This window comes from Tardiphaga sp. (assembly GCF_028290785.1).
Lineage (GTDB): Bacteria > Pseudomonadota > Alphaproteobacteria > Rhizobiales > Xanthobacteraceae > Tardiphaga.
This window is the reverse complement of sequence record NZ_JAQGJD010000146.1, coordinates 1-6685: the sequence shown is the minus strand read 5'-3', so window position 1 is coordinate 6685 and position 6685 is coordinate 1. Positions and strand designations below refer to the sequence as shown.

Annotated in this window: 6 protein-coding genes and 1 pseudogene; 4 read left to right on the top strand and 3 right to left on the bottom strand. The window is 64.0% G+C overall.

Going from position 1 to position 6685, the window contains the following annotated elements:
• Both JWR89_RS08830 and JWR89_RS08825 read right to left on the bottom strand, forming a co-directional pair.
• A pseudogene (locus tag JWR89_RS08830) lies at nt 1-416 on the bottom strand (hypothetical protein); the annotation flags it as partial.
• 112 nt (nt 417-528) lie between these two features.
• Nucleotides 529-1167, bottom strand: a complete 639-nt coding sequence (locus JWR89_RS08825; protein WP_299714462.1) for a TetR/AcrR family transcriptional regulator — start codon at nt 1165-1167, stop codon at nt 529-531.
• 240 nt (nt 1168-1407) lie between these two features.
• Here JWR89_RS08825 and JWR89_RS08820 point away from each other — a divergent pair, with 240 nt between their 5' ends.
• From JWR89_RS08820 to JWR89_RS08805, 4 genes are all read left to right on the top strand, one after another.
• The gene (locus tag JWR89_RS08820) at nt 1408-2670 is read left to right on the top strand and encodes an acyl-CoA dehydrogenase family protein (RefSeq protein WP_299714459.1); all 1263 of its coding nucleotides are present in this window, start codon (nt 1408-1410) and stop codon (nt 2668-2670) included.
• A gap of 12 nt (nt 2671-2682) precedes the next feature.
• A complete protein-coding gene (locus JWR89_RS08815; RefSeq protein ID WP_299714456.1) occupies nt 2683-3744 on the top strand; it encodes a phosphotransferase family protein in 1062 nt (353 codons plus the stop codon).
• A 107-nt stretch (nt 3745-3851) separates the two neighbouring features.
• Nucleotides 3852-4763 (top strand): DMT family transporter, encoded by a 912-nt coding sequence (locus JWR89_RS08810; protein WP_299714453.1) that lies wholly within the window; start codon nt 3852-3854, stop codon nt 4761-4763.
• 156 nt (nt 4764-4919) lie between these two features.
• Nucleotides 4920-6233: an MFS transporter gene (locus JWR89_RS08805; RefSeq protein ID WP_299714450.1), complete on the top strand. Its 1314-nt coding sequence runs from the start codon at nt 4920-4922 to the stop codon at nt 6231-6233.
• Here the strand turns inward: JWR89_RS08805 and JWR89_RS08800 are convergent.
• The coding region (locus JWR89_RS08800; protein ID WP_299714447.1) for an SDR family oxidoreductase at nt 6163-6685 on the bottom strand (523 nt) is incomplete at its 5' end. The genes JWR89_RS08805 and JWR89_RS08800 overlap by 71 nt on opposite strands.

Below are 6685 nucleotides of genomic sequence, written 5' to 3'. Positions count from 1 at the left end.
AGCCGCAAACGCGCCGGGTCCTCCGCGGCTTGAACCGCGGCCGCGGCGGTCACCAGTCGCTCGTGCAAGGCCGCCCGCGCGACGGGCGTGAAGTGACTGGCAATATGCGCGGCCATCAGCGCGGCGGTGCCGGGCGGCACCTGGACGTAGAGATGGCAGCAGGCGGCACAGCCGCTGGCGCAGGCCGTGGCCGGCTGGTTCGGCACCTGATCGCGAAAGCTCGCCGAGGCGGCCTCGGCAATCGCTGCCGCGTCGCGGGCGGCGTCGGCCATGGTTGCCGACGCTTCCAGCGCCACGCCGAGCGACGCACGGCATTTCGCGAAGATTCCCTCGTAGCGGCCGGATAGCGTCCGCATCAGAGTGCCGACTTCGGCGATCTCCGCCGACATATAGTCGATGGCCTGCTGGGCGCGCATGCGATGTTCCCGATTTCGTGCCGGCGCGGTCCGCGAATCGCGCCGGCGTGGCCTCACCATATCGCGGCGAGGCGGCAGATCGGATCACGACTTATCGGATCAAGCGTCAGGCTCAGGCCCGCGCTTTCGCCCGTCCGGTCAGCGCCTGTACCGAGATGCCGACGATGCGGTCGATAATGGCCTGGACGTCGTTGAGGTCGCAGCGGCCGTCCGACATTTTGGTCAGCCGCTCGCCATCGCGGATAGTCTGGTGCGCCATGGCCAGCGCAAAGTGCAGCGTCCAGTCGATATCGACGGCGTCATGGTCGGGCAAAGCACGCCGCATCGCTGCCGCAAAACGCTTGAGGTGATCGACCTCGCGGTTCTTGATCTTGCGGATCGGCGGAATCGATTCGATCGAGGCGCGGATCATGAAGCGCGCGGCGTCGGAGCGTTGCTTGTCCGGGCCGAGGCAGCCGCGCAGGGTCGGTCCGACCAGCGCGGCGAGGATCGCGTCGATATGGGAGCGGCCGCCGCCGTGTTCTTCCGCTGCCTTCAACTCGTTGAGCCGCTCGCGGTTGGTGGCGAGGCTGCGCGTCACGAACAGTTCGGCGATCAATTCATCCTTGCTGCCAAAATGATAGTTCACCGCCGCGAGGTTGACGTCCGCCGCCGCCACGATGTCGCGCATCGTCACGTCCGCGAAGCCGCGCGCGGCGTACAGCCGCTCGGCCGCTGAGAGGATCGCCGTCCGTGTGTCGTCTGCTGCCATGCGAGAGCCCTATGCGCCGGGCGCGGGCCGGGGTGATTGCTTTTCAAACGCTTGTATGAAACTATCGTTTGAAGGGCTGCGAATGTCAATGCGCCAGGGCGCAGCGAGATGAAGCAGCCGCCGTCGCGCCGCTTGTGCCCGCACTGCAAAATAAGCCGATCAAAAAGGGCCTTGCGGAAGAAGTTCGACGGGACAACAGTGCCGCAAAATTCTGTCTGAAAAAAAGGTGAGGAACGCTCCATGGATTTCAATCTCTCGAACCGCCAGCGCGAATGGCTCGATCGCGTTTCTTCCTTCATGGACAAGCACGTGCGTCCCGCCGTGCCGGTCTATCGGCAGCAGGACGAGGCCGGTGAGCGCTGGAAAGTGATCCCGGTCGTCGAGGAGCTGAAGGCCAAGGCGAAGGCCGCAGGCCTGTGGAACATGTTCATGCCGCCGTCGTCCCATGAGGACGAGGAATTCCACGGCGCGGGATTGAGCAATCTGGAATACGCGCTGCTCGCCGAACAGATGGGTCACATCAGCTGGGCGTCCGAAGTGTTCAACTGCTCCGCGCCGGACACCGGCAATATGGAAGTCTTCATGCGCTATGGCTCCAAGGAGCATAAGCAGAAGTGGCTGCGCCCGCTGATGAACGGCGAGATCCGTTCTGCCTTTCTGATGACCGAGCCGGATGTCGCGTCGTCGGACGCGACCAACATCGAAACCTCCATCGTGCGCGACGGCGACGAGTACGTGATCAACGGCACTAAGTGGTGGTCGTCTGGCATGGGCGATCCACGTTGCAAGATCATGATCGTGATGGGCAAGACCGATCCGTCGGCGCCCAAGCATCAGCAGCAGTCGCAGATCCTGGTTCCCAGCGACGCTAAGGGCGTCATCATCGAAAAGCTGCTGCCGGTGTTCGGGTTCGATGACGCGCCGCATGGCCATGCGCGGGTGAAGCTGGACAATGTCCGCGTGCCCGTTAGCAACATCCTGCTCGGCGAGGGCCGCGGCTTCGAAATCGCGCAGGGCCGTCTTGGCCCGGGCCGCATCCATCACTGCATGCGCACCATCGGCAAGGCCGAGGAAGCGCTGGAAAAGATGGTGCGGCGGCTGTCGTCGCGCACCGCGTTCGGCAAGAAGATCATCGAGTACTCGATCTGGGAGCAGCGCATTGCGGAAGCCCGGACCGACATCGAGATGAACCGTCTGCTGTGCCTGAAGGCCGCCGACATGATGGACAAGGTCGGCAACAAGACCGCGCAGTTGGAAATTGCGATGATCAAGGTCTCCGGCCCGAACATGGCGCTGAAGATCATCGACAACGCGATCCAGGCCTACGGCGCCGCCGGCGTCTCCGACGATGCCGGGCTGGCGCGGGACTACGCGTCGATGCGCACCATGCGTCTGGCCGACGGTCCGGACGAGGTGCATAATCGCGCCATCGCCCGGCTTGAGCTTCGCAAATATGCCAACGCGCCGGACGTGTCGGTCGAAACCATGGCCGGCAGGCACTGACGGGGTAGCAGCGTGACTGAGAGCGTGCGCAAGGACGACGATTTTTCCGGCACCAAGCCCGTCGAGGAGCGTCATCGGATCGATGAAGCCCGCCTCGACGGCTGGATGGCGGAAAACGTCGAGGACTATCAGGGGCCGCTGACCGTCCTGCAATTCAAGGGCGGTCAGTCGAACCCGACGTATCGGCTGGACACGCCCAGCCGGTCCTATGTGATGCGTCGCAAGCCATTTGGAAAGCTGCTGCCGTCCGCCCACGCCGTCGATCGCGAATTCAAGGTGATCGCGGCGCTGGGCAAGCAGGGCTTTCCTGTCGCGAAAGCCTATGCGCTGTGCACTGACGACGGCGTGATTGGCTCGGCGTTCTACATCATGTCGATGGAAGACGGCCGCATCTTCTGGGATCCGGCGTTGCCGCAACTCAGCAAGGAAGAGCGCCGCCCGATCTTCGTCGACAAGATCGAGACCCTGGCGAAGCTTCACATGTACGATCCGGTGAAGATCGGACTCGGCGACTTCGGCAAGCCGGGCAATTATTTTGCCCGGCAGGTCGATCGCTGGACCAAGCAGTACAAGGCGTCGGAAACCCAGTCGATCCCGGAGATGGACCGGCTGATGGCGTGGCTGCCGACCTCGGTGCCGCAGCAGGAGCGGGTGTCGGTGGTGCATGGCGACTACCGCATAGACAACATGGTGTTCCACGCCACCCAGCCGAAGGTGCAGGCGGTGCTGGACTGGGAGCTGTCGACATTGGGCGATCCGATGGCCGACTTCACCTATCTCCTGATGCAGTGGACGATGCCGGGCCTGGCCGATCTCGATTTCGCCGCGCTCAACATTCCGACGATGGATGAAGCGGCGGAAATCTACTGCAAGGCGACGGGGCGCTCCAGCGTGCCGGACCTGAACTGGTACTACTCCTACAACCTGTTCCGGCTCGCCGGCATTCTGCAGGGCATCGCCGGCCGCATCCGCGATGGCACGGCGTCGTCGGCGAAAGCGATGGAGTCGGTGAAGCGCACCGTGCCATTGGCAAAAGCATCCTGGGAATATGCGCAGAAGGCCGGCGCGAAGTAGAATGAAATAGGCTAATGGAGGGGCGCGATTCCGGCGGATCGCGTCCCTTTCATGCGATCTGGCCACGACCTGCGGTCGTGCCACGCCAGTCGATCCGGAAACCTGTCTTGGCCCTTTCTCCCAATCTGCGTGGCAGCCTGCTGATGGCGGCGGCGATGGCCGCCTTCAGCGTCACCGACGCGATCTCCAAATTCCTGACGTTACAAATGAACTTCGGGGAGGTGATGCTGCTTCGCGGCATTTTCGCGGGCGTTCTGATCGGCGCGCTGGCGACCCATCAACGCGCCCTGCGGCCGCTACGCCTTCTGTTCGTGACGCCGGTGGCGTTGCGGATAAGCGGGGAAATCGGCGGCACGATCCTGTTTCTGGCGGCAATCACGCATTTGCCGTTGGCCAACGTATCGGCGATCATTCAGTCGCAACCGCTGGCGATCACGCTCGGCGCTGTGCTGATCCTCGGCGAGCCGGTCGGGTGGCGGCGCTGGCTGGCGATCGCTGCGGGCTTCGCCGGCGTGCTCATCATCGTGCGGCCGGGCGTTGACGGTTTCAACCAGTTCGCCTTGCTGGCGTTGGTCGCAGTGGCGTTCTATGCCCTGCGCGATATCGCCACCAAGCAGATTCCGGCCGACATCCCGGCGCTATTCGTCACCTTTCTGACGACTATCGCGATCACGCTGGTCGGAGCCATACTGATAGTCCCGCTCGGCGGCTGGGCGACGCCGTCCGGCCACGCGGTCGTGCTGCTGGCGCTTTCGGCCGTACTCGTACTCATCGGCTACCAGTGCATTATCCTGGCGCTGCGGGCGGGCGATATCTCGGCGGTGGCGCCGTTCCGCTACACACAGCTGCTCTGGGCGATCCTGTTCGGCTACCTGGTATTCGGCGATGCGCCCGACGGCGCGATGGTGGTCGGCGCGAGTGTGATCGTGCTGTCCGGCATCTACGCGTTCCACCGCGAGCGCGTACGCAATCGTCCGCTGGCGATCGACGCGTCGGGCATGCCGCGGGACGGGTCGTAACTTGATGGGGCATGCAGAGGCTCATTGCAGCTTTTGACAGATTGTAACGCTCTGTTTTGTTTATTGACCGCAATGCTCTCATGCGCGATGGCGTGAACGCACAATCTAAAGTAGAGCGAGTGGTGGGAACGTCGAACGCTGGCGAGGCGCGGTCAAATGAGGGGCTCAAGCCCGGTCAACGAGCAATCTCTGCATTATGCCGGATGGCGAGTCGTCGCCGCGTTGTTTCTGGTTGAGATGTCGATCTTCGGATTTGGCATGTATGGCCAGGGCATTTACGTCACCGAGCTTCGCCGCCTTATCGGCTGGCCGACCGGGTTGATCGCGACCGGGACCACGATCAGCCTGGTGCTGGGATCGCTGCTATCTGTTTTCGTCAGCGATCTGCTGCGCTGGATCGGACCTTGCCGTCTGGTCCTTGCAGGCATCGCTGCGCTGGCAGCGGCGTTGGCGCTGCTGGCGTCGGCAAATTCCGTCGTGCAGCTCTACGCAGGGTTTTTCGTACTCGCTCTGGCCTGGGTCGGGCTGGGGGCCGTCACGGCGGCGGCGATCGTCGGCGCGTGGTTCGACCGCAAGCGCGGCCTGGCGATCAGTCTCACCTTCACCGGCGCGACATGCAGTGGCATCGTGCTCACGCCCGGGCTGGTGCTGCTGGTCGAAGCCATCGGATTTCGCAACGCGCTGTGGGTCGCGGCGGCGTGTGCGGTGGTCGTGCTGGTGCCGCTCGTTGTCGCGATCATCCGGTTTCCGCTGGAGCAGGAGCGGCCTGCCGAAAGCGCCGCGCCGCCATCCGAAGCGTTATCGCGCATGTCGTTGCTGCGCAGCGCCGGCTTCTGGTCGTTCACGGCGCCGTTCGCATCGGCCCTGCTGGTGCAGGTCGCATTCATCGTGCACCAGATCGCGATCCTGACGCCGGTGATCGGATTTCAGCAGGCGGGCGGCGCGGTGTCGCTGACCACGGCGATGGCGCTTGCCGGGCGAATTGGCCTGGGCCTGCTCGTCGATCGCATCAATCCCCGCCGCGCGACAGCGCTCTCGATCCTCAGCCAGGCCGCAGCGCTGGCCGTGATCGGACGGTCGAGCGACAGCACGGCGCTGTTCCTGGCCTGTGCCGTGTTCGGCTTCTCGATTGGCAATCTGATCACGCTGCCGGCGCTGATCGTTCAACGTGAATTTGCGCCGGGTGCGTTCGGGGTCGTGCTCGGCCTGTCGATGGGCGTGAGCGGCGTAGTCAACGCGCTCGGCCCCGCAGCCATGGGGCTGTTGCGCGATATCACCGGCGGCTATGCGACGCCGATTTTCGCCGGCGTCGCCATCCACATCGTATCGGCGCTCGCGGTGCTGGTCACACCGGCCGGCGCGAAGCGGATCGCAATAGCGCTCCGCCGTTTTCCTTCTGTCAGATCGGCTTCCCCGCATACGGCATCGATGCCGTCAGCCCGCCATCCACCGGAATCGCCTGGCCATTGACGTAGGACGCGTCGTCGCTGGCCAGAAACAATCCCATCGCCGCCAGCTCATGCGGCTGTCCCGCGCGCTTCAGCGGGTTGAGTTGGCCGATCTTGCCCTCCGTGCCGCGGTCCTTGGCGTTGTCGAAGATCGGCTTGGTCATGCCGGTCTCGATCAGGCCGGGACAGACCGCGTTGATGCGCACGCCGGTGCCGGACAGCGAATAGGCGGTGGTTTGCACCAGGCTGATCACGCCGGCCTTGCTCGACGCATAGGGATGCCCCGACGCGCCGGATTTCAGGCCGGCCACCGATGCCGTGCAGACGATCGAGCCGTATTTTTGCGCGATCATGTGCGGCATGGAATGCTTGATCGCCAGAAACGGTCCGATCAGGTTGATGCGCAGAATCTCTTGCCATTGGTCCACGGTCTGTTCGATCAGCGGCACCAGGCCGCCGGAGATGCCGGCATTG